Genomic DNA, 21,010 nt, shown 5'->3' on the forward strand with positions numbered 1-21,010 from the left:
GGAGAACCGGGCCCAATCTTCGGCCAAGCGCGCTCAGCCTCGCGATGACTGGACCAAGCGGGTTCCCACTCAACGGCTCTCACGCCCTGATGGCTCGCAAGCGTCGCCCCCGAGTTCGGTTGCCCTCGCACACATGATCGCCAGTGTCACCCTACTTTTCGACGCCAATATATCCACCGGACACCCCGATTCTCTGCTATCCCCAGCGCTGGTAAACGGGCTGCTCTCGCCGGTCGTACGGTCGCACCATGGACCCGTCCCGTTGCGTCGTCCTCGTTCCGGTCGGCGGACACATCGAACTCGCCTGCGCCCGCGGGCTCGCCGAACTCGAGAGGCGCGGTTACACCGTGCGTTATGTATCCGGCCACTCGGCCATCGATCAAGGGCGTAGCCAGATGGCTACCGACGCACTGCACGACGGCTTCGACGGCTTGATGTGGATCGATGCGGATATCGGCTTCGAGGCGGATTCGGTGGATCGGCTGCGCAAGCACGGACTGCCCATCGTGAGCGGAATCTATCCGAAGAAGAGCAGGCGCCAACTGGCCTGCCACCTGCTGCCGGGCACCAAGCAGGTCCTGTTCGGCGAAGGCGGCGGCCTGCTGGAAATCAAGTACGCCGCCGCGGGTTTCCTTTTCACACACCGATCGGTGTACGAGGCGATCTACGCGCACGAGAACCTGCCGGTCTGCAACAAGCAGTTCGGCCGCCCCACCGTGCCCTACTTCCTGCCGATGATCGAGCCGGTCGGCGAGAACCATTGGTACCTGGGCGAGGACTACGCGTTCTGTGAGCGCGCGCACCGCAGCGGATTCCGAATCATGGCGGACTCCAGCATTCGCCTCCATCACATCGGGGGGCGGGACTACGGCTGGGAGGATGCGGGCACGGACTTCCCGCGCTACTCCACCTACAATTTCGTGATCCAGAGCGACGACGAGTCGTAGCGAGCCACTCGAGATCGCGATGCGGGCCTGACGCGCGGAATTGCTCCCGGACCGCGGTGAGGGTATGAGGGCCGCGATCCGGGAGCAAGTTCGAGATTACCTACCGCACAAGGAGTTTGATTCCCAGCGGTGGGGAGTTTGGCCCGCGTGCGAGAGGGCCGGTTCCCGGCGCACACCACGATGTACGACGGCCTCCTGCGTGCCGCGGTGCGCCACAGGCTCCTGCCCGACGGCCGAGGGCGCCGGCGGCAGCTGACGTGTCCTGGCGTGCCGACGCCGCTCGTCCTCCGACATGCCGCCCCAGATCCCGTAGGGCTCGGCCGCCGACAGCGCGTAGTCGCGGCAGGCCGCCAGGACCGGGCAGTCGCGACAGATCCGCTTCGCGTTGCGCTCCCGATCCGCTCTCGCGCGACCGCGCTCACCGTCCGGATGGAAGAACACCGCCGAATCCACGCCACGGCACGATCCCTGCAGCTGCCATTCCCAGGATTCGGCGGCGAGACTGCGAAGACGAGCAACCGCGGGCATCAGCAACTCCTCGATGCCGCAAACATGCAGTCAGCTTAGGATCTCCCCACTTCTGGGAACCGATCCCGGCCAAAAGCGTGCCGGGACAACAAGGAAGGCGCGCGCCAGGACCAGAATGGGCCCGCGCCGGGACCATAGGAAAGCGCCTGCCGAGGCCAGAATCGGCGTGCCAGGGCAACGAAGAAGGCGTGTGCCGAGATTACAACGGGACGTATGCCGAGATCGCAGCGGACACCTGCCGAGATCGCAGCGGAGCGCATGCCGAGGTCAGGATGGGACACGCACCCGGGACCACGACGGGACACTGTCAGGACCACGGCGGGAGGCGCTGGGGCGACTACGCGGAGTAGGACCGCGAGGGGCGTGGTCGGGTGCTGATGCCGCGGTTAATTGCGCGTTCGGGTGGGGCGCTGGAGGGATTCCGCGCGGACGCGCTCGGCGAGTTCGGCGGGGATGTGTTCGACGACCACGGATCTGTTGCGCGCGAACAACTTCCGGCGGATGGACACGACCTGGGCATCGACCGTGCGCACGGAGGTGCCCCGGCGCGCGGCGATGGCGCTGTTGGGCCACCCGGCCGCCACCAGCACGGCGACGTCCTGTTCCGCCGCGGAGAGGTCGTGCCAGTGCGACGATTCGGCGGGTGTGGCGGGCCGCTCGGCGGGCTCCTCGAGCGTCAGCGTGCCCAGGAAGTATCGCTGCAACTCCTCCAGTTCGGGGCGCAGGCGCGCGCCGCGCCGGGCGGCCGCGGCGTACCCGGGCCGCCCCAGCACCGAAGTGGCGACCTCGACGGCCCGCACGATCCCCCGCGCCACCAGCGGCACCCGGTGGGGATCGACGCCGATCGACCGGTGCAGCGTCTCGACGCCGCCCTGCAGGACGGCGATTTCGGTGGCGGCCGCGGTGAGCTCCGCCGGGTCCGCGAAACCGGTCGCGATCCGCTCGGCGAGCGCGTGCGACAGAGATCCTATGCAGCAGTGGATGATCCAACCGGAGGTCCACGTATTAACCGCGGCGACATGATGTTTCAGGATCGCACGTCCCAGGGCTACGGAATCCCGCTTACCGTCTACGGCGGTGTCGGCGATCAGGGTGCTCAGCTCGTCTTCCGAAATCACCCATCCCGCAACGGCTTCCAATGATCGGTCCATCTGCTGCCGATGATCGGATCCGCCGCCGCCGAGAAACGCTCGGGCCAGCGAGGTGGTGAGTTCGGCGCGCCGCACCCCGGCGTGATCGCCGTCGGCGGCGAATTTCGTTCTGGCCCGCGACAATACGTCTATCGCCCGCGGGTCCTCGTCCATCAGCAGCAGTTCTTGGCCCCAGGTGAACTCGACCGCCGCGGGCAGGCCGATATCGACTCCCGGGTCCGCACGCCAGGTTTCACGCAGCCGCGGATCGGACATGTAGGCGGCGACACACTCGTCGAGCAACTGCGCGGTGTAGGCGCTACGCCCCTGCCACAGTGCGGCGACGCCGACTCGCGCCGCCGCGGTGACCCGGAGTTCGGCGGGCACCGTCGCGGTCCCGCGGGTGACCTCGAGCGCCTGCTCGGTGAGATGGGTGACGGCGCGGTTGGCGCCGGCTACGTAGGGAACCCGCAGGGCCATCAGGGTGCTGGCGCTGGTCAGGCCGATCACCGCCTCCGCCGGGTCGGTGAGACTGGACTCGATGCTGAGCAGGATGTTGTCCCAAGCCGACCGCGCCCACTCCAGCCACTGCTCCTCGTTCGGGCCGTACCAGGCGGTATGGCCCGCGAGCACGCGGTCGCGGTAGTACCGGCGATGCCGGGCCAGCAGCCGGTCCGCGGCCTCGGGATCACGCCGCCGCAACCGCTCCCGGGCGAAGACCCGCACGCTCTCCTGCAGGTAGTAGTACACCGAGGTCGGTGTCATGTGCGTGCTCACCAGCGAGCGTTCCACCACCCGCTCCAGCAGATGGACCACCCGCTCCGGCGACAGCGGATCGTCACCGCACACCGCCACGATCGCCTCGGTCTCGGCGCCGCAGCCGCGATTGTGGTCGCAGGCCGGGTCGAACCCGGCCGCGAAGATAGACATCCGCTCGAGCAGCAATTGCTCACTGCCCGTACACAATCCGTAGGACCAGGCGATGACGTCGTGCACGCTGTGATGACGCTGCTCGGCGCCCGCGCGCGCCCCGTGCGACCATTCCAGCCGCTTGTCGTCGGTATCGCCCGTGAGTTCGCGCAGCACCACCGACAGCGGCCGGTGCAGCAGCCGCGCCGCGGCCAGCCGGATGAACAGCGGGTTGTGGTCGGCGTGCAGGCAGATGCGCGCGGCGAGCCGGTGGGTCTCGGGATCCTCCGGCAGCACCCGGCCGGTGAGTTCGGCGCGATATCGGAACAGCTCCAGCGCGTGCGCGGCCGAGAGCGAGGGCACGACGACGACCTGTTCATCGACCCACCCCACCGGTTCCCGGCTGGTCGCGACGACCACCAGCCCCGGCACCGTGGCCAGCAGGGCCGTGACCAGGAGGCGTACGCCGTCCAGCACGTGCTCGCAGTTGTCGAGCACCAGGAACGTCCGGTACGCGTCCGTCGCGGTGAACGTCTCGACCAGGCACTCCCACGCGCTGCGGCCCGCGATATCGGACCGCACCACCGTGCCCACCACCTCCTCGGCGACGGTGTCGGAGTCCGTCCCCGGCGCCAGCCTGGCCAGCCGAATCCAGTGCACCGCATCGTGTTCCGGGTCGCGGTAACGCCGCAGGCCCTCGGCGGCCAGCGTCGTCTTCCCGATGCCACCCGTGCCGACTAGCGTGATCAGCCGGGCGTCGCCACCGGCCAGGAGCGCGCCGAGACGACGCAGCTCGGTCTGGCGGCCGATGAATCCGCTTGCCGTGGCGGGGATCTCACTGCCATGACGAGGATGCTCGGACATGGTCACCGGTGATCAGACCCGTCGCCGCCGCGTCGCGCGCGCCGGTCGACATTCGGATTCGCGTCGCACCCGCTCGGCCAATTCCTCGGGGATGTGGTGGGCTATCTCGGCTCGGGTGGGTGTCATCAGCTTCTGCCGGATCGTGGCGACCTGGGCGTCGACGGTCCGCACCGAACTCTGGCGGTGGTCGGCGATGGCCCGGTTGGACCAGCCCGCCGCCGCGAACACGGCGACATCACGTTCCGCGCGCGACAACGTAGTCCACCGCGCCGACGACGGAACCGACTGCGGCCCCTCCGGTTTCCGTTCAGTACCGGGCGCGGTCGGCAGATCGGGTGTCTGGCCGTCGATCACGAAGCGCCGCAGCGCGTCGAACTCCGGCCGCACCCGCGCGCCCTCGGCCGCCGCGCTCGCGTAGGCCCGGTCGTCGAGGACGGTGGCGGCGAGGCCCGCGGCACCCTGGAGCTGTGTGGTCATCAGCGCGACCCGATCGATCACCGTGCCCATCGTACGGTGACAGGTGCGGAAGACCTCCACCAGGCGCGCGATCTCGGTGGCCGCCGCGGTGCGCGTGGCCTCGTCCCCGATTGCCGACGCCTCCAGCAGGATTCGGCCGGCGACCATGATCCGCGCGCCCACCGCCCAGCTCACCGTCCAGATATCCCCCTCGATCAGATGATCCGCGAGCACGCCGTGCGTCAGCGCCGCGGCCGCCTCGCCGTCGCCGTGCTTGACCAGGGCGACGGCGCGGGCCAGCCGGGCCCATCCCTGCGAGAGCACCGAACCGGAGTCCGTCGAGCGCGCGAGAATCCGCTCCGTATCGTCGAGCGCCGCACGGCGGTCACCGACGAATGCCGCGGCCAGGGCGACGAAGACGCTGCTGAGTTCCGACCCCGCCACGTCGCCCGCGGCCACCGACTTGCGCCAGGACCGTTCCAGCACCCCGATCGCCCGGGAGTCGCCCCGCACCAGGAACAGTTCGAGCCCCCAGATCCATTCGACGGCCGCGGGCAGGCCGAGATCCTCCTCGGTGGAATCGCGCCATCGGGCGGCCTCGTCCGCGGGCAGCCAGGCGGTGGCGCAGGCGTCGAGCAGCCGGGCCGCATCCGCGCTGCGGCCCTGCCACAGGGCCACCCAGGCCAGCAGGGCCATGGCCCGCACCTGCAGCTCTGTCGGCACCGGATCGGCCTCGCGGGTGGCGCGGACGGCGCTCTCGGTGAGCCGGGTGAGGGCGGGCCCGCCGCGGGTGGCGTAGGGGATCCACATCGACAGCAGTCCGGTCGCCGTCTCCAGCGCGACGACCGCCTCGGCGGGGTCGGCCAGTCCGGTCTCGACCGCGAGCAGGATGTTGTCCCAGCGGGCCCGCATCCGATCGTGCCAGTCCTGCGCCTGCTCGCCGTGCCAGATCGACTGTCCCGCAGCGACTTCGTCGCGGAAGTAGCGGCGGTGCCGCGCCGCGGTGCGGGCCGCGTCGTGCCCGCGGCGCCGCAGCCGGGCGCGCGCGAACACCCGGACACTCTCGACGACATACCAGCGCACCGCCGTCGCGGTCAGGTGTTCCGACACCAGCGACCGCTCGGCCAGCCGTTCCAGCAGCGGCTCGATCCGCTCCGGGGGCAGGTCGTCGTCGGCGCAGACGGCCACCACCGTCTCGAGGTCGATCTCGTTGCGCAACTCGTGCTCGTCGTCTGTCTCACAGCCCGCGGCGAATACCGACAGCCGCTCGAGCAGCAGCTGTTCCTCGGCGCCGCACAGCGCGAACGACCAGGCGATGACGTCGTAGACGCCGCGGTGGCGCGCATCGGCACCGGCGCGGGCGCCGTGCGACCACTGCAGCCGCTTGTCGTCGGTGTCGCCGGTGAGCTCGCGCAGCACCACCGCGGGCGGCTGATAGCGCAGCCGCGCCGCAGCCAGCCGGATGAACAGCGGATTGTAATCCACGTGCCTGCAGATCAATTCGGCGATGCGCAGCTGCGCGGGGTCCGCCTGGATCGGCCGCCCGGTGAGTTCGGCGCGGCGGCGCAGCAGGGCGAGCGAATGCCGCGCCGACAGCGGCGGCACCAGCACGATGTGCTCGTCCACCCACCTGATCGGCTCGCGGCTGGTGGCCAGGATCGTCAGTTCGGGATCGGCCAGCAGGCCTTCGATGATGCCGCCGACCTCCGCGAGCACGTGCTCACAGTTGTCCAGCACCAGCACCTTCCGCCGCGGCGGGCCGTCGGGCGACGGCCGGGTACCGGCGTCGACCCGCATCGCCGAGCGCACCATGTCCTCGGTCACCGACTCCGGTCCGATCTCGGCCAGACCGACCCAGTAGACGCCCAGGTGGCGGCTGCGGTGCGCCCGGCGCAGCGCCTCGGCGGCGAGCCTGGTCTTGCCGATACCACCGGGCCCGACGAGGGTGATCAGCCGCGCACCGCCGAAGAGCCGGGCCTCCAGGCTCTCCACATCTGCTTGCCGACCGATGTACTCACTGGTGGCTACGGCGGGGACCGCGCCGGGCGTCGGTACAACGGACATAATCAGAGAAACCTAGCCTAAACGGCATTGGCTCGCTGCATGTTTCGCCATGAGAGCTGCAGGTCACAGCTCGCACGGGCATCGCGGAGCCGGGCTCCCGGGCGCTATGTGAAGGCCGGTTCTACGCTGCCGCGGCGGGTTGCTGGTAGTGCATCTGCACCACGGCGCTGTCGAAGGTCATCACGTCGACCAGCTGTAATCCGGCCTGCTCCACCGTGGTCGGGAACAGCGGAATCCCGCCGCCCAGCAGCAGCGGGTGGACGAACACTCTGTATTCGTCGATCAGCTCGTGCTCCATGAAGAACGACGCCGTCTGCGTGCCGCCGAACAGCACCATGTCGCAGTCGGGTTGCGCGCGCAGGGTCGAGATCTGGTCGACGACCGAGTCGCCCATCACCTTGGTGTTCCAGTCGGCGCTGCCCAGCGTGCGGGACAACACGAGCTTCGGCGTCGACTTCCAGCACCGCGCGAAATCCACATAGAACGGGGAGATCGCCGGATCCGCGTCCGCCGTCGGCCAGAACGACGCCATGATCTCGAATGTCTTGCGCCCGTATATGAAGTAGCTGGCGCCCCGTAGCTCGTCGAGAAACGACGCGCACAGCTCCTCGTCCACCACCGGCCAGTGCACCTCCTGGTCGGGTCCCTCCGCGAAGCCGTCCAGCGACATCTGCATCCACAGAGTCACACGTCCCATCACATACCCATCTGCCGCCCTGATGTAACTGTGATTCTGGACAGAAGTTGTAATGATGCGCAATCGGTAGATCGACGGGAAACTACTTAAGTAGCCGATGGGTGGCGGGCGGTGGAACGGGAGAAGCGGGAGCGGTCAGCTCAGCGAGCCCTCCCGGCACGAGCTCGAGGTCCGCCAGGTCGCCTCCGGACGCGCTCCGTCGAAGGTCCAGTTCGAGATCGGACCCGCCGCGCGCCAATACAGGCCGCCACCGGCCGGGAACGCCTCGTAGATGTCCTCGGCGCCCTCGATCAACTGGTCGCCGACGCAATAGTCGGTGTAGGCGGTGCCCGGCTGGCGGGCACCCGGACTGAACCGGCCCGCGGGATTGCCGTCGGCGCCGGGGTTGGGGACGTTGGAGCGCTGGTTCGCCACGCCGTCGCGGTGCCAGCGCGCACCGGCCGTGAAATCCGAATGGCAGGTGAAGGCCCAGCCGCCCGCGTAGACGGTCGCACCGCCCGGATAGGGGTTGCCCGCCCAGAGACAGGGCGCCCCGGGCAGGTCCGCCGACGCCGGTGCGGCCACCGCCCCGAGGCCGAGGCCGCCGACCGCCACCGCGGCCACCGCGGCCGCGGCGTACCTGCCCACCCTTGATACCCGGCCGTCGCTACAGCCCTGATTCCGCGCACCGCTGGTGGTGATCATCGACGTCTCCGCTTCCTATCGAACTTTGCATGGCGACCCGACAGTGATCGACTCACAAATCAATGTACCGTTACCTAACGGCGTATTAAGGACGTGGCTTTCCACGGTTGGGAACGAGTCGCGGAGATATCACCCAGAGCGGGTGGAGCTGTGCGAGACGGAGTGGGACGCGGGTATCGGGTGGTCCGGTCAGGAACCGGAGAGCACCTCGGTGAGCTCGGAATCCTGCTCGAGATAGCGTGCGACCAGCCGCGATACCAGCTCCGCCGTCATTCGCGCGGGCACGGTCCGGGTCGCGTCGGCCCGCTCGGACAGCCTGCCCAGATCCTCCGGGCCCCGCTCGGACTGTTGGAATTCACTCCAGGCGGTCCGCTGGAAGAGGTCGGCGAACCGGCGGGCGATGCGGTCACAGTCGCCGTGCAGCCGCTCGAGCTCCGCCAGCAGCGTGTCCTCGGAGACACCCGTCGCGGCCAATTGCTCGGCCGTGCGGACCAGCTGGGGATCGGCGACGCGGTACGTGGTCGCGTCGACCGGTTCGTACAGCCCGAGCGTGACGACGCGGGCCAGCCCCTGCGGTACCCCGCGATACCGCTGTTCCAGTTCGGTCGCCGAGATCGTCTCACCCGACGGCGCATCGCTCGGCGTCGGCGCGTCCGGCCCGCCGACGCCGAGGATGACGCCGAGATCGTCGCCCCGGTCCCAGGCCGCGAGCAGCTCTTTTATCCCGTTGAGTTTGATCCCCCGGTCCAGCAGCCGACTGATCGTGTGGACCCGATTGAGATGATCCGCACCGTAGAAACCCGTCCTCCCCTTCACCTGAGGCGGGGGAAGTACACCCCGCTCGTGGTAAACGCGCAAGCTACGCACGGTCGTACCGGCCGCACGGGCCAGTTCATCGATCGTGTACTCAGTACCGACTGACATACATAAAGGAAACCACACTGAAACAAGTTTGCACGATGGGCGGCACAGTGATGTGCGCCCCGTCATGGTCAGACGACCATCTTCCCGCCGGTGGAAATCAGCTGGCCGCGGCTGTCCATATTCTGCTCGACATGAACGAAATCCCGGGAGCTCGGACGGGAACGGACGAGCGAGAACGCGCACTGCGGGATCTGTCACAGCACCTGGCCGCCGGGCGGCTGACACTGACCGACTTCGAGGAACGCAGCGCGCGAGCGCACGCCGCCACCACCAAGGCGCAACTGGCGGAGCTGTTCACCGACCTGCCGGGCGCCGAGGCCCCCGAACCCGTCCCGATCGCCCCGAACCCACTCCTCCGGCTCGCCGTGATCGCCGCGGCGAGTGTGGTTTTCGCGGTGGCGGCCGTGCTGGTCACGGGCAACTGGCTGTGGCTGTCGGTGCTCGCGGCCGCGCCGGCGGTGGTCGTCGCCCGCAAGTATCTGCGCTGATCACCACCGGGTGCGCGGGCGCACCTGGTTGGCCAGATCGACCAGCCGGTAGCGGTGCAGCCGGTCGGGTGCGGCCCGCGCCAGGTCGCGCAGGCATGATTCCAGGCCGCGCGACAGACCCGGCTCGTCCAACGGAAAATCCAGCAGGGTCGCGCCCGGATCCCGGGCCCAGCCACCTGCCCGCAACCATTCCAGCGCCGCGCCGACGACCACGACCCGCAATTGCAGCGCCCGGGGCTCGTCGGGCAGCGTCTGCAACCGCGTCGCCGCCGCCACGATATCGCCATCGGTGACCTCGGAGACCGGCCGCGACACCAGCAGCAGGCATCCGGTCATATGCGCCACCGCGTAGTGCCGGGACGCGGACGGCACCTGATCGAGAACGGCGACCGCGTCGAGCAGCTCGCCGTCGGCGGCCAGCCGGCGCGCCAGGCCGAAGGCCGCGCTCACCACGCCGTGGTTGGTGCGCCACACCGCCCCGTAGAAGTCCACGGCGGCGCGGTGCCAGTATTCGGGATCGGCGGGCTCGTCCAGCGACTGCAGCACCAACTCCGCCGTCGCCGCCAGCGCTGTCATCGGCGCGATCTCGCCGGGCACCATCGAGTGCACCAGATCGAAATGCCGGTAGGCGCTTTCGTGCCGACCGCCGAGCAGCGCCGCGATGCCGTGGTACCACTCCAGCCGCCAGTCCGCGCCGTAGCGCGGCTGCAGCTCGGCCAGCAATCGCGTGGCCATCTCGATCTCCCCCAGATCGAGATGGGCCCGTATCGCGGTGAGCGCGCCCTCGAGTTCGAACGACTCGGGTTCGGCGATGGTCCCCGCGGCGATGCGGTCGCTGGTGCGGCGCAACGCGTCCAGGGCGTGCCGCGGATCGGCGTGCAACATCGTCGACAGCAGTTCCGCGCTGGGATCCTCGCTGTCGATCAGGGGAACCGGCAGCGCCGAGGCCACGCTACGCGCGTCGAGGATGGGCATGCGAGTACGGCCGTCCACGATTCCATCGGTCTGACCGATCAGCGTTTCGATGCCGAAATCGCCCCGCATCGAACTGAATTCGACCGATGCCTGGGGATATTCGCGTCCGGTATCGGTCGCGAGCACCGTCCGCAGCACCCCGGCGAGCTGCAGGTACATAGCGTAGGTGGACGGGAAGCGGCGCTGCGGATCCCGGTCCGTGGCGCGGCACAGCAGGCGGTGCAGGGCCGGGTAGCGCCGCAGCAGTGGCTGCTGTTCGGGTGACGGAATTCCGTGCAGATAGTGACCGGCTTCGTCACAGGGCATGTCGAGTGCCAGCGCGGCCAGCGTCCGGCCCACGGTATAGATGTCCGACATCACCGTGGGCCCGGTCTCGGTGATTTCGGGAGCCTGGTAACCGGGGGTGCCGTAAATGCTGCCGTAGGATTCCATGGCGGCGACCGCCCCCAGGTCGATGAGCTTGACCTCGTCCTCGCTCACCATGATGTTGTCCGGTTTGAGATCGTTGTAGCACAGGCCGAACGAATGCAGATAGTCCAGCGACGGCAGGATTTCCATCATGTAGGCAATGGTTTCCGCGACCGGAATGCGTTTCGGCGCCCGCTGATCGAGGACTTTCTTCAACGACCGGCCACCGACATATTCCATGACGATATAGCCGTCGGGTATGTCGCGCGCCGACCGGTGCTTGACGAAGTTGTAAATCTTGACAATTCCCGGGTGCGCAACTTCTGACAAGAATTGTCGTTCGGCCAGGGCGACCACATGCGCCTCGAAGTCCTGCGGATTCTGCAGTCCTTTCAGTACCACCCAGCGGTCGCTGACATTGCGGTCCACGGCCAGATAGATCCAGCCCAGCCCGCCGTGCGCCAGGCAGCCCTGCACCTCGTACTGCTCGGCCACCAGCTCGCCGGGTTGCAGGGCGGGGCGAAAATTGAAGGGCGAGTCGCATTTCGAGCAGGTGCCGCTCACCGCGGCGGGCTCGGTATCGGTGGCGCGGCCGACCGGGGCGTTGCACTGCCAGCAGAACCGTTTGTGTTCGGCCACTTCGGGATTGGCGAGCATCGCCGCGCGCGGGTCCACGGGGGCGACCTGCGGCATCTCCACCAGGCCGCCGCCCAGCCGACGCGGGCTGGGACGCGTTCTGGCGCTGCGGCCCGATCCGGCATCGGATTCGGACAGGCCCAGCATCTCCAGCTCGGAGGCCTCCGACAGCTCGGGTTCCGCCCGGCGGGTGTGGTCCGATACCTCGGATTCACTCCCGGAGGAGCCCGGATCCGAGGAGAACGACTGCGCGGGTTCGTCTTCCGGTGCGCCCGGATGCGACCACGGGTGCCGGAACCGCTGCGAGAGTTCCGATTTGGCGGCGCGCCGGGTGGCCCAGGGACGCGGCGCCCGGCTCGGCACCTCGGTTCCGCGCATCCGCCGATTCGCCCAGGGGTGCGGCAGCGGCTGTTCGGATGCGCCGGATGGCTCCGCCATGAGAAACCTCTCGAGCCCGCGGATGAATCGGGCTCTCATTGTGGTTCGCCGATCGTCGCGGTGCTTTTGCCCGCTTCCCCGGCATGGGAATACTTCCCCGCCCCCACCGGCCACAGAATGAAATGGAGGAACATCTACACAATGTACCGTTGTTTAACGGCGCATTCAATAGCGGTTCGTCTGATGTCGGGGCGGCGGCAACCTCTGCCACCGGTACGAGCGCGGATGAGGGAGCACATATGGCCTGGCTGGAACGGGAATTCATCGCGGTCCCCGAGGAACGCAAGAACCAGCTGCTCTACAAGTGGCCGGATCTCAACATCCGGCGCTACACCCGCGCCCTGGTCAATGCCGACGAGATCGCCCTGTTCGTGAAGTCCGGCAAGGTGGTCGGCGCGATGGGGCCCGGGCGGCATCGGGTCGACGCGGATGAGCTACCCGTGCTCGGCGCCCTCGTCGATACCCTCAGCGGCGGCAACTTCTATCGCGCCGAGCTGTACTTCGTCTCCACCCGGGAGTTCTCCGGGCTCAAGTTCGGCGGGCGACTGACCGATATCGTCGATCCGGCCACCGAGCAGGTGGTGACGCTGCGAGTGTTCGGGGAATTCTCGCTATCGGTGCGGGATCCGTCCGATCTGATAACCTCGCTGGCGGGCACCGTCGATCCGGCCGATCCGGGCGCCGTCCCGAGCTGGTGTGCCGACCTGCTGCTGAAATCGATGAAGGTGACAGTCGCCCAGGGGATCTCGGCCGGGGAGTGGCCGGTGCTGGGGTTGTCCGCCCAGCTGCAGCCGGTCGAGGCCGCGGTGCTGCGTCAGACCAATCTCGCGCTCTACGAGTACGGCCTGCGCATCCCGCGCCTGGGCAATTTCGACATCACGCTGGCGCCCGAGGATGCGCAGCGGCTCAAGCGACTTGCCAAGGACGTCACCTACATTCGGCTGGCCGGTGACTTCCAGCGCTATGCCGCGGGCGAGATGGCGCTCGGCGCGGGCCAGGGACTCGCCGAGGGCGGCGGGCGGGTCGAAGGCGGATTTCTGGGTGCGGCGCTGGGAGTCAACGCGATCCAGCAGCACGTCGGGAGCCCTCCCCCACCCCAGCAGCCCGCCCTCCCCGCCGGTGGGCCGTCCTGCACCGGCTGCGGCACCACCAACCCGCCGGGCGCGAAGTTCTGCATGAACTGCGGTACGCGACTGGTGAACTCGTCTCCTGCGCACTGCACCGAATGCGGCGCCGAACTGGCCCCGGGCGCCAAGTTCTGCAACTCCTGCGGCACTCCGGTCACGACGGCGGGCGGCGCATGATGACGCGCGGGAAGCCGCCCCAGACCGCGTCGGTGCGTCCGGCAAGGGTGAATCCGGCGGCCTCGACCAGCGCGCGGGTGCCTACGTAGGCCATCGTCAGGCCACCTTGGCACCGCGCGCTACGGCCCGATCGGCGACCTGTCGGTCAGAGTGTGCCGGGCGTCGATGGTTCGCTCCACCGCCCTGGACGTGGCGTTACCCGACCGCGCCGGTGGCTACCGTGGCGGTCGTCTCGCCACTGGAGACCATGCTGCGAACCTGGCGGGCGGCGACCGAGAGGGTGGCCAGGTCGTAGGAGCCGACCGCGTAGATCTCGCCGAGCGCGGCCCGGGCGCGGGTCAGGCGGGAGCGGTTGGTGGATTCCCAGTAGGCGATCTTCTCGTCGGGGCTCTCGGCCGGATCGGTCGCGGCGAGCACGTCCACCGTCAGCGAGCGCAGCGAGTCGTACAGGTCGTCGCGGACGGCGAGGCGGGCCAGGGTGCGCCAGCGGTCGCCGCGGTCGAGACCGGCGACGGCGGTGAGCAGGCGCTGGATCTCGAAATGCAGGTCCAGCGCGTAGTAGAGCGCGGCCACCTCGGCGGCGTCGCGTTCGCAGATATCGGCGATGTCGAGCACGTCCAGCAGTGGGAAACGGTGCACGAGCAGCGCCACCTCCTCCGCCAGTTCCCGCGGCGCGCCGCGCTCGATCGGACCGCCGGACCGCTGCAGCACGTCATCCGCGAGCGGGCCCGGACGCCAGGACGGCACCTTGTCGGCCAGCTCCTGAACTCCCTTGCGGTACCGGGTTATTCCGGCGCCGATCGCCAGCGGCTGCGGGCGGTTGGCCAGCAGCCACCGGGAGGCGCGGTCGAGGGTGCGCTTGGTCTCCAGCTCCAGTTCGTTGCGCACCGCGGTCGGCATCGGCGTGGTCCGGATGCGCTGCCACAGGTCGCGCAGGTCGAAGATCTCCACCGCGGCGGTGAAGGCCCGCACGGCGTCCTCGGCCGTGGCGCCGGTCTCCTCGCTCAGGCGGAAGGCATAGGTGATGCCGCCGTAGTCGACGACATCGTTGACCACCATGGTGGCCAGGATCTCGCGGCGCAGCGGGTGGCGGCCGATGGCGGCGCCGAACCGTTCGCGCAGCGGCGACGGGAAGTAGGTGGGCAGCACGGCTTCGAAGGCGGAGCTGTCCAGCAGGTCCCCGGCCAGCAGGTCGGCCTTCAGCGAAAGCTTCACGTGGGCAAGCAGGTTCGCCAGCTCCGGCGAGGTGAGCCCCCGGCCGTCTGCGATGCGCCGCTCCAGTTCGGCGTCCGACGGCAGCGCCTCCAGCCGTCGGCTGAGCCCGCGCCGGTTCTCCAGTTCGGAGATCAGGCGGCGGTGAACCACCGCCAGCGACGCGGCCTCCGCGCGCGACAACCCCATCTGGACGTTCTGGGAGATGTTGTCGCGCAGTACGAGTTCGGACACCTCGTCGGTCATCGCGGCGAGCAGCGCGTTGCGTTCGTCGACGACGAGGTCGCCGCCGGAGACCACGCCGTCCAGCAGCACCTTGATGTTGACCTCGTGGTCGGAGCAGTCGACACCCGCCGAGTTGTCCAGGGCGTCGGTGTTCATCCGACCGCCGTTGCGGCAGAATTCGATACGGCCCAGCGCGGTGAGGCCGAGGTTGCCGCCCTCCCCGATCACCTTGACCCGCAGGCTGTTCGCATCGACCCGCACCGCGTCGTTGGACTTGTCGCCCACCTCGGGGTGGGTCTCCGACGACGCCTTGACGTAGGTGCCGATGCCACCGTTCCACAGCAGGTCGACCGGAGCGAGCAGGATGGCCCGGATCAGTTCGGGCGGGGACAGTGTGATCACGCTCGGGTCCAAGTCGAGCGCCTCCCGGACCTGCGGGGTGATCGGGATGGCTTTGGCTGTGCGGTCGTAGACGCCGCCGCCCGCGCTGATCAGTGCGGTGTCGTAGTCCCGCCACGAGGAGCGCGGCAGCGCGAACATGCGCGTGCGCTCCGCAAACGACTGCGCCGCATCCGGATTCGGATCCAGGAAGATATGCCTGTGGTCGAACGCAGCAACCAACCGAATGTGCTCCGACAACAACATCCCGTTACCGAACACATCACCCGACATATCACCGACACCCACCACAGTGAACTCCTGCGACTGCGTATCGACATCCATCTCAGCGAAATGCCGCTTCACCGACTCCCAAGCACCCTTGGCCGTAATCCCCATCGCCTTGTGGTCATAACCCACCGAACCACCCGACGCGAACGCATCACCGAGCCAGAACCCATACGACCTCGCCACCTCATTGGCGATATCGGAGAACGTCGCGGTCCCCTTGTCGGCAGCAACCACGAGATAGGTGTCATCACCATCACGACGCACCACTCGTGCGGGCGGAACGACCTGACCCGTCGCATGATCCACATTGTCGGTCACATCCAGCAGGCCCGAGATGAACGTGCGATAGCACGCCACACCCTCCGCCTGCAACGCCTGACGATCGGCGGCAGGGTCGTCGGTGCTCTCCGGTGGCCGCTTGACCACGAATCCGCCCTTGGCCCCCACGGGCACGATCACCGCATTCTTCACCGCCTGCGCCTTCACCAGGCCCAGGATCTCGGTACGGAAATCCTCCAGCCGATCCGACCACCGCAACCCACCGCGCGCCACCGGACCAAACCGCAGATGCACACCCTCCACCCGAGGCGAATACACGAAGATCTCGAATTGCGGCCGCGGCCGGGGCAATTCGTTGATCGAGTGGGGATCGAACTTGAAAGACAGGTACTCCGTGGGCTGCCCGTCGGCGTCGCGCCGAAAGTAGTTGGTACGCAAGGTCGCCGTGATCAGGCCCAGCATGGCCCGCAGGATGCGGTCGGTGTCCAGACTGACGACCGCCTCGATCTCCGCCTGCAGCCGCTCCGCGATGGCGGCGGCGCGCACCGAGGCGACCGAACCGACGCCGTCGGGATCGAAGTAGGCGTCGAACAATTCGGCGAACGCGCGCGCCGTGGTCGGGTGGGTGACGAGCGCGCGGGTGATATTGCCGAAGGTGTAGGCGAACCCGGCCTGCTGCAGGTACTTCGCGTAGGCCCGCAGCATAGCGACCTGGCGCCAGTGCAGCCCGGTGCGCAGCACGAGTTCGTTCATCCCGTCGACCTCGGTGCGTCCGTGCCACATGGCGGCGACGGCTTCCGGCAGGCGGCGCCGAATGCTGGTCTCGGGCAACGACTCCGGGGCCACGGAGCGGGCCAAGTCCGCCTCGATGTCGGGATCGGTCGTGCCGCGTAGCAACGCGGCGGGCACGCGCAGGCCGAAGTCGTAGATCCACTGCCGCGAACCGTCGGCCAGGTCCAGCCGGTAGGGCCGCTCGTAGACCACCTCGACGCCGAAGCTGTGCAGGACCGGCAGCACCCGGCTCAACGAGACCTCGGCACCGGCCACGTACAGCGTGAATCGCCACTCCCCCGAGGCGGATTCGGCGCTGCGGTACAGGTTCGTCTCGATCGCGCCGTCGGACAGCCGCCGCAGCCGGCCCACATCCTCCAGTGCCTGCGCCGGCGAATACTCCTCCTGGTATCCGGCCGGGAAGGCGGCGGCGTAATCCTGTGCCGCGGTGGACAGTTCGGGGCTTCCCCCGGCCTCGGCCAGCAGCCGGTCCGACCAGGTCCGGGTGGTGGCGAACAGCAGCTCCTGGATGCGTTCGCGATTGGACTCGGTGATATCGGCCATGGGTGCGTCGGACTTGCGGTGCACCGTGAAGTAGACGACGGCCAATTCGGATTCGGTGGCACGGGCCGAGTACGCGACCTGCTCGCCGTCGAATTCCGTCTGCAGCACATCCTGCATCCGCAGCCGCACCTCGGTCGAGTAGCGGTCGCGCGGAATGTAGACCAGGCAGTAGACGGCGCCGCTGCCCGCGTCGCGGCGGATGAACAGCCGCACCTGTCGCCGCAGACCCAGATTCATGACGGCCGAGACAGTTTCGAACAACCGGCGGGCATCGGTGGAGAACAGCTCCACCCGCGGGAAGGTCTGCAGCATCTCGAGCAGGGCCTGGCCGGAGAACGAGTTCAGCGCGAAACCCGCCCATTCGATCACCTGCAGCACCCGCCGCGAGATCACCGGGATATCGAGAATGTTCTCGTGCGCGCCCGCGACGGTGAACATGCCGACGAAGACGTGCACGCCGCGCGGCGTAATCGGCCCCCCGGCGGGCAGGAACTGCTTGGGATCGGCGTCGCCGTAGTCGGCCACGCTGATGAAGTAGATATCCGGTGAGCCCGGCATCATGGCGTCGGCCGACCCGTTGGCCATCCGCAGCACGGAGTCCTCGCCGTCGAACGCCGGGACCGCGATCTCGCTGCCCGATTCGCCGCGCAGCACGCCCAGGCCGGTGCCGGACACCGGGATCGGCGCGGCCGGACCATGTTCTGCCGTACCGAGATTCGGGCTGTCGTAATATCCGTAGCCCAGCAGCGTGAAGTGGCCGTCGGCGAGCCAGCGCAGCAGCCGCGCGCATTCGGGCACCTCGGCGTCGCGCACCCACTCCGCGGTGTGGTCGAGCCGGTTCGCCAGCGCGCGGATCGCCCGGGTCATGGGCGTGGTGTCGTCGGCGACCTGCCGGATCACCCCGAGCACCGGGCGCAGGGACCGCTCGATGTTCTCGATCAGTTCGTCGCCGACATCGGGGCCCAGCTGCACGTGCATCCAGGACTCCCGGACCGCGGTGCCCGCGCCGGGCCTGGGTTTCGCGCCAGGTCGGCCGTCGCCCTCGGCGGGCGCTATGGCGCGCAACCGGCCGTGATTGTCGCGCAGCACGTCGAAGACCGGATGCACCACCTCGGTGACGACGGCGCCCAGGCGGCGCAGTGCGGCAGTCACCGAATCGACCAGCAGGGGCATATCGTCGTTGACGATCTGAATCGCCGGGCCGAAGCCGTCACCGGCCCGGTAGACACGCGTCAGCGCCTTACCCGGCCGCCGGACCGCGGCCAGCTCGAGATGCTGCCGGTAGATCAGCTCGGCGCGGCCGGTGATCGCGGGAGCGGCGGCGCCCGGCTGAATCCAACGGAAGTAGATCGCTTCCAGATCGGTGGGATCGTCACGGAATCGCTTCCATGAAATCGTCTGCTGGGTTCCCGCCACCGTTCCTCCGTGTCTCCTGCATGCACTGCCTGCCGCCCGACCCGGAGAGACCTGATTACCGTGCCGTTGTTCAGCGGTACGTTCTGATGGTAATTCGCGTGGTAAAGCCCACTCTCCCCAACACTGGGGGATCGCCGGTTAGTGGACCAGCCCCGCGCGCTGGGCGAAGGTGCGTACGCCCGCGCGGTCGCTGAAGCCCCCGGACTCGATCCGCAGCCCGCTGCGGCGGTCGGCGTACAACAGCGTCGCCGCCGGTCCGACCCCGACGAACACCGGCGTATCGGCCAGCGAGGTGGCGCCCCCGGACCGCCACCGCGCGATGGTGTCCGCCGCCTGCAGCGCGGACTCGACCTGCACCGTCAGGGTCAGGGCGCGACCGTCGGTGATGCCGCCCGCCAGCAGCGGCGAATTCGCCTCGACGACACAGCTTTCGGCGCCCGCGGCGCCGCCGGAACGGCAGGTCGAGGCATTCCGCAGCGATTCCGGCAACGACTTCGGATTCCCACCGGAGATGCCGGTCCCGGGATCGGGCAGCCCGTTGAAGGACGGCGGGGCGAAATCGCACGAGCGGAATATGAAGATCGCCAGCACCAGCAGGACGCCCAGGATGATCGACGCCGTCTTCCACGACATCGAGTCGAGGCGCTCAGCGAGGTGTTCCGCGCCGAGGGCCGTGCGCTCCGCTCGCTTCGCGACCCGGCCCGCATCCTCCGCGACGTGCTCGGCACCGGTGAGCGCCCGCTTCGCGGTCCGCTCCGCGGACTTCTCCATCGCCGAGAGCGCGGTGTGGGCGGGATGCTCCGGGTGGGGACTCGTCGGAGACGAGCTCGCGACCGGAGCCGGACTCGCCGCCGGGAGCGGTGCGCCGCAGTGTGCGCACTGCGACTCCGCGCCGCCGTTGCGGTGCGAACAGTACTGGCAGATCAGCGGCGTCACTGTCCGGTGATCACAATCGAGGAGATGGCGGTGGTGTTGACGGACGGATCGCCCTTCGACTCGAGGATGGTCAGCGTGATCTTGGAGGCGCTCACCGCCGGTGAAAGATCGGTGACCACCAGGCTGCGCTGATCCAGGGTCTGCTGGGTGTAGGTGCTCGAATTGGAATCGTTGAACTGGTAGGAGACCCTGCTGACCGTGCGGTACTTCTCCCACTGATCGGCGCCGTCGGAACCGACGCCGTCCCAGCCGGGCACGATGCCGATCGAATCCACCTTGTAGTTCTTGCCGAGATCGATGGTCAGCACCTGGCCGTCGAGCTTGTAGGCCCGCACACACGACCAGGCCTTCCCCGCCTGCCCGGCGAAGGCGTCCATCGGGTCGGTGCTGCCCGACGGGCAGTGCGCTCGTGCGGACTTCACCTGGATCACCTGCCCGGCCGCGTCCGCCTTGGACGGCTGCGGCGAGGGCGGCGCGGCGGCCACCGGCGTCACGACCACCGGCTGGTCGGACCCCTTCTCCTTGCCGCCAGTGGTGACCAGCACCAGCACCAGCAGCACCGCCAGCACTCCGGCGGCGGCCAGCGCCACCTTCGGCTTGCGTAACTGGATCAGGACATCGTTGGCGACACCGGCCGCCCCGGCCGGTCGCTGCTCCTGCGCCGGTTTCGCCCGCTCCGGTTCCGGCTCCGACTGCTCCGCCTTGGGCGGCGTGGACAGCCGATTACCGGCCGTCTCGGCGAAGTCCGAGGTGAATTCGATGCCCCCGGACCGACTGTCGGGCGACTGCCCGTTCAGCAGCGCCATGATCCGGTCGCTGGCCTTCGGGCCGCCGCTGGGACGGCGCGGGACCGACACCGGCTCGGAAACCGGGCCGCCGGTTACCGGCTCGCTCAGCTCCACACGGGTCGAGGCGACTTCGGGATCCGGCTCGGCCGCCGTCGGGGCGGACTGACCGAACGAGGGGTCGGACAGCAGGGCGTCCAGGACAGCGCCCCGGTGGCGGAGAAACACGTCCTCGTCCGGCATGGTCGGATGGTATCCGTCCAGGTCCGGGCACCGTCACGACGCTATTCCCGCTGCTGAGAAAGCCTAACCGGCACAGGACGATCCACACGCGGAGGCGGTCAGCGCCTGCTCTCGGCGGTGACGAAGTACTCGGGCGGGACGTCGAAGACCCGGGCCAGAGCGATGATCAGGTCCAGCCGGGGAATGGCCTCGCCGTGAATGAGCCGGTAGAGGCCCGACTGCGAGACCGGGACGTCCGGGTAGGCCAGTTCCAGGTGCTGCGCAAGCGAATACAGCGTCAGACCCCGCGTGGAGCCGTCCTCGGTGGACACCACCGACTCGGCGATCAAACCGGATAGTCGGCTCGAGAAGATCGCCGCCGCGGCTTGCCGGGGAGTCTGTGCGTCCTCACCGCCCTGATGCTGGAAGTCGCCGCCCTCCGACTGGGAATCCGCTACCACGTTGACCAACATTACCGT

13 protein-coding genes and 2 pseudogenes are annotated in these 21,010 nt (G+C 68.7%); 3 read left to right on the forward strand and 12 right to left on the reverse strand.

Annotation, left to right across the window (positions count from 1 at the left end):
• The first annotated feature begins 248 nt into the window (after positions 1-248).
• Positions 249-947 carry a hypothetical protein gene (locus ACYVLQ_RS06930; RefSeq protein WP_460696550.1) on the forward strand — a complete coding sequence of 233 codons (699 nt, stop codon included), beginning with the start codon at positions 249-251 and terminating at the stop codon, positions 945-947.
• A gap of 252 nt (positions 948-1,199) precedes the next feature.
• On the opposite strand, the pseudogene ACYVLQ_RS06935 reads toward ACYVLQ_RS06930, so the two are convergent.
• From ACYVLQ_RS06935 to ACYVLQ_RS06960, 6 genes and pseudogenes are all read right to left on the reverse strand, one after another.
• A pseudogene (locus ACYVLQ_RS06935) lies at positions 1,200-1,475 on the reverse strand (WhiB family transcriptional regulator); the annotation flags it as partial.
• 386 nt (positions 1,476-1,861) lie between these two features.
• Positions 1,862-4,378: an NB-ARC domain-containing protein gene (locus ACYVLQ_RS06940; protein ID WP_460696551.1), complete on the reverse strand. Its 2,517-nt coding sequence runs from the start codon at positions 4,376-4,378 to the stop codon at positions 1,862-1,864.
• 12 nt (positions 4,379-4,390) lie between these two features.
• Positions 4,391-6,898 carry an ATP-binding protein gene (locus ACYVLQ_RS06945; protein ID WP_460696552.1) on the reverse strand — a complete coding sequence of 836 codons (2,508 nt, stop codon included), beginning with the start codon at positions 6,896-6,898 and terminating at the stop codon, positions 4,391-4,393.
• Between the two features lie 121 nt (positions 6,899-7,019).
• Positions 7,020-7,586 (reverse strand): dihydrofolate reductase family protein, encoded by a 567-nt coding sequence (locus ACYVLQ_RS06950; protein ID WP_460696553.1) that lies wholly within the window; start codon positions 7,584-7,586, stop codon positions 7,020-7,022.
• 144 nt (positions 7,587-7,730) lie between these two features.
• Positions 7,731-8,279 carry a hypothetical protein gene (locus ACYVLQ_RS06955; protein WP_460696554.1) on the reverse strand — a complete coding sequence of 183 codons (549 nt, stop codon included), beginning with the start codon at positions 8,277-8,279 and terminating at the stop codon, positions 7,731-7,733.
• Between the two features lie 189 nt (positions 8,280-8,468).
• Positions 8,469-9,203 carry a MerR family transcriptional regulator gene (locus ACYVLQ_RS06960; protein ID WP_460696555.1) on the reverse strand — a complete coding sequence of 245 codons (735 nt, stop codon included), beginning with the start codon at positions 9,201-9,203 and terminating at the stop codon, positions 8,469-8,471.
• Positions 9,204-9,334: 131 nt separating this feature from the next.
• Here ACYVLQ_RS06960 and ACYVLQ_RS06965 point away from each other — a divergent pair, with 131 nt between their 5' ends.
• Positions 9,335-9,691: a DUF1707 SHOCT-like domain-containing protein gene (locus ACYVLQ_RS06965; RefSeq protein WP_460696556.1), complete on the forward strand. Its 357-nt coding sequence runs from the start codon at positions 9,335-9,337 to the stop codon at positions 9,689-9,691.
• Here ACYVLQ_RS06965 and ACYVLQ_RS06970 read toward each other — a convergent pair whose 3' ends face one another.
• Entirely contained in the window at positions 9,692-12,148 is a 2,457-nt protein-coding gene (locus ACYVLQ_RS06970; protein WP_460696557.1) for a serine/threonine-protein kinase, read from the reverse strand.
• Positions 12,149-12,387: 239 nt separating this feature from the next.
• On the opposite strand from ACYVLQ_RS06970, the gene ACYVLQ_RS06975 reads away from it, so the two are divergent.
• Complete coding sequence (locus tag ACYVLQ_RS06975; protein ID WP_460696558.1) at positions 12,388-13,452, forward strand: SPFH domain-containing protein; 1,065 nt, start codon at positions 12,388-12,390, stop codon at positions 13,450-13,452.
• Here ACYVLQ_RS06975 and ACYVLQ_RS06980 read toward each other — a convergent pair.
• The 5 genes and pseudogenes from ACYVLQ_RS06980 to ACYVLQ_RS07000 form a co-directional block, all read right to left on the reverse strand.
• A pseudogene (locus ACYVLQ_RS06980) lies at positions 13,430-13,552 on the reverse strand (GNAT family N-acetyltransferase); the annotation flags it as partial. The gene ACYVLQ_RS06975 and the pseudogene ACYVLQ_RS06980 sit on opposite strands and share 23 nt — an antisense overlap.
• A gap of 95 nt (positions 13,553-13,647) precedes the next feature.
• Positions 13,648-18,588: an NAD-glutamate dehydrogenase gene (locus ACYVLQ_RS06985; RefSeq protein ID WP_460696559.1), complete on the reverse strand. Its 4,941-nt coding sequence runs from the start codon at positions 18,586-18,588 to the stop codon at positions 13,648-13,650.
• Between the two features lie 138 nt (positions 18,589-18,726).
• Positions 18,727-19,359: a hypothetical protein gene (locus ACYVLQ_RS06990; protein ID WP_460696560.1), complete on the reverse strand. Its 633-nt coding sequence runs from the start codon at positions 19,357-19,359 to the stop codon at positions 18,727-18,729.
• A gap of 161 nt (positions 19,360-19,520) precedes the next feature.
• Positions 19,521-20,552: a hypothetical protein gene (locus ACYVLQ_RS06995; RefSeq protein ID WP_460696561.1), complete on the reverse strand. Its 1,032-nt coding sequence runs from the start codon at positions 20,550-20,552 to the stop codon at positions 19,521-19,523.
• A 98-nt stretch (positions 20,553-20,650) separates the two neighbouring features.
• Positions 20,651-21,004, reverse strand: a complete 354-nt coding sequence (locus ACYVLQ_RS07000) for a helix-turn-helix domain-containing protein (protein ID WP_460696562.1) — start codon at positions 21,002-21,004, stop codon at positions 20,651-20,653.
• Positions 21,005-21,010: the final 6 nt, after the last annotated feature.

The sequence above is a fragment of the Nocardia thraciensis genome, from assembly GCF_054782435.1.

What these genes read in the sequence shown, in the direction of transcription:
- ACYVLQ_RS06930 (WP_460696550.1), top strand. Translation starts at nt 249, where the DNA reads ATGGACCCGTCCCGTTGCGTCGTCCTCGTTCCGGTCGGCGGACACATC.
- ACYVLQ_RS06940 (WP_460696551.1), bottom strand. Translation starts at nt 4,378, where the DNA reads ATGTCCGAGCATCCTCGTCATGGCAGTGAGATCCCCGCCACGGCAAGC.
- ACYVLQ_RS06945 (WP_460696552.1), bottom strand. Translation starts at nt 6,898, where the DNA reads ATGTCCGTTGTACCGACGCCCGGCGCGGTCCCCGCCGTAGCCACCAGT.
- ACYVLQ_RS06955 (WP_460696554.1), bottom strand. Translation starts at nt 8,279, where the DNA reads ATGATCACCACCAGCGGTGCGCGGAATCAGGGCTGTAGCGACGGCCGG.
- ACYVLQ_RS06960 (WP_460696555.1), bottom strand. Translation starts at nt 9,203, where the DNA reads ATGTCAGTCGGTACTGAGTACACGATCGATGAACTGGCCCGTGCGGCC.
- ACYVLQ_RS06965 (WP_460696556.1), top strand. Translation starts at nt 9,335, where the DNA reads ATGAACGAAATCCCGGGAGCTCGGACGGGAACGGACGAGCGAGAACGC.
- ACYVLQ_RS06970 (WP_460696557.1), bottom strand. Translation starts at nt 12,148, where the DNA reads ATGGCGGAGCCATCCGGCGCATCCGAACAGCCGCTGCCGCACCCCTGG.
- ACYVLQ_RS06975 (WP_460696558.1), top strand. Translation starts at nt 12,388, where the DNA reads ATGGCCTGGCTGGAACGGGAATTCATCGCGGTCCCCGAGGAACGCAAG.
- ACYVLQ_RS06990 (WP_460696560.1), bottom strand. Translation starts at nt 19,359, where the DNA reads ATGGAGAAGTCCGCGGAGCGGACCGCGAAGCGGGCGCTCACCGGTGCC.
- ACYVLQ_RS06995 (WP_460696561.1), bottom strand. Translation starts at nt 20,552, where the DNA reads ATGCCGGACGAGGACGTGTTTCTCCGCCACCGGGGCGCTGTCCTGGAC.
- ACYVLQ_RS07000 (WP_460696562.1), bottom strand. Translation starts at nt 21,004, where the DNA reads ATGTTGGTCAACGTGGTAGCGGATTCCCAGTCGGAGGGCGGCGACTTC.